Here is a 1,749-nt window from a genome sequence, read left to right on the forward strand (position 1 = left end):
CACCAATTCCCCAACGTGCCCCTGGTGCTGCTGTCGGCCGCGCCGGCCCAGGACTACGAGGACCTGTCCATTGAGGCAGGTGCCGATGCCTACATCCAGAAGTCTGCGGGGGCCACCGAGATATCGAACGTCCTGCGCGTCTTCCTGAGTGAAGAACTCGACCCGGAGCCATCCACCCCAACGGAAAAACTGTCCAAGCGGCAAAAGCAGTTGCTGGTCATGCTCGACAAAGGCATGAGCAACCGCGACATCGCCGAAGAGCTGCAGATCAGCGAGCACACAGTGAAAGTGCATTTGTGGCGGCTGTTCCGGCGCCTGAATGTCAAGAGCCGCTCACAGGCCAGCCACCTGGCGCGCACCCAGGGCTTGCTCTAGCAAGACCGGGCAACACCGGGCCGGGTCACTGGCCTGGCGTGCGCAACTCCACCCAGAAGACACTGCCACGCCCGCTCCTGGAGGCAAGCCTCACAGGATGCCCAAGCGCCTCGCTCAGGCGCGAAACGATGGCCAGGCCCAACCCAAAGCCTTCTTCGGTACCCTGCAGGGGAATCCGGTAGAACTCCTGAAAGATCGCCTTCTGGTGTTCTTTCGCGATGCCCACACCGGTGTCCCATATCTCGATGCATGGCACTCCGCGCCGCCGGCGCACAGCCAGCAGCACACCGCCTCGATGCGTGTTGCGCAGCGCGTTCGACAGCAGGTTGCCGACCAGCCGCTGAAGCAGCACTGGGTCAGACCTTACCTGTCCCACTGCAGGGCGAATCCTGAGGCGCAGGTTGCGCTCCCGCGCGAAGGGTGCGTATTGCGCCTCCAGATCCTGCACCAGCCCCGCCAGGTCTACGGCCTGCAGGTTGACCCGCAGCGGACTGGACTCCAGCCCCGCCAGGTCGAAGAGGGAGTTGAACAGGTCGTTGACCGCCTTGGTGGACCGGACGATCTTGGGCGCTATCTGCGCCACGAATTCTGGCTCGGCAGCCAGCCAGCCGGCGTACAGGTCCAGGGCATGCACCGGCTGACGCAGGTCATGCGCGGCGCTGGCGATAAAACGGTTCTTGATCTCGATGGCCTCAAGGGCGGCACGGCTTTTTTCAGTCAATGATCTGATCAGTTCGGAGTTGTCGTACTGCAGTTCGAGGTTGGCACGCTGCACCTGGTGAAAGCGCTGGCCCGACACGCGAATGACCACCCAGTAAATGACGATCAGCACCACCATGCCCCAGGTATTGAACGTGGAAGAAATTCCTCTTTCCAGCATCAGCTGGTAGAAAAATACCGTCAGGGTGGAAATGCCCAGGCCGTTCACATAGCCTTTGAAGCAGGGAAGCCAGGAGGAAAAGGTGCCCACCGCAAACCCGGCCATTCCGACCAGGACGATCATGCCGAGGAACTGGTCATACACGGGCGCTTTGAGGAAGTACACAAACATCGACGCACCCCAGACCATGGCACTCATGGGCCACGTCCACGTGTAGCGCGCCATGAATGCGCGCAACGCAGGGCCGCTGACGCCCAGCAGCGAACGCTGGTAAATGCCGATGACGCGATACCGCACCAGGGTCACCAGCGTCGCCGCCGTTGCCCAGATGCCCAGACTGAGCAGGTCTACATGGCGGTAGAGAATCACCACCATGGACACGATCAGGACCAGTGCAGAATGCAGGGCCGGGCGGGCATACCGCATGAAGATGTGGATCAACCGCATTTCCACCCAATCCTCGCGCGAGATATCTGGCGCGCCCTGGATAGGCC

General features: G+C 61.7%; 2 protein-coding genes. One reads left to right on the forward strand and one right to left on the reverse strand.

What is annotated here, in order from left to right:
* The coding region (locus AC1D1P_RS22465; RefSeq protein ID WP_477674512.1) for a response regulator transcription factor at positions 1 to 375 on the forward strand (375 nt) is incomplete at its 5' end.
* Between the two features lie 25 nt (positions 376 to 400).
* On the opposite strand, the gene AC1D1P_RS22470 is transcribed toward AC1D1P_RS22465, so the two are convergent.
* The coding region (locus tag AC1D1P_RS22470) for a sensor histidine kinase (protein WP_477674513.1) at positions 401 to 1,749 on the reverse strand (1,349 nt) is incomplete at its 5' end.

The organism is Polaromonas sp. P1_E1_2 (assembly GCF_056406035.1).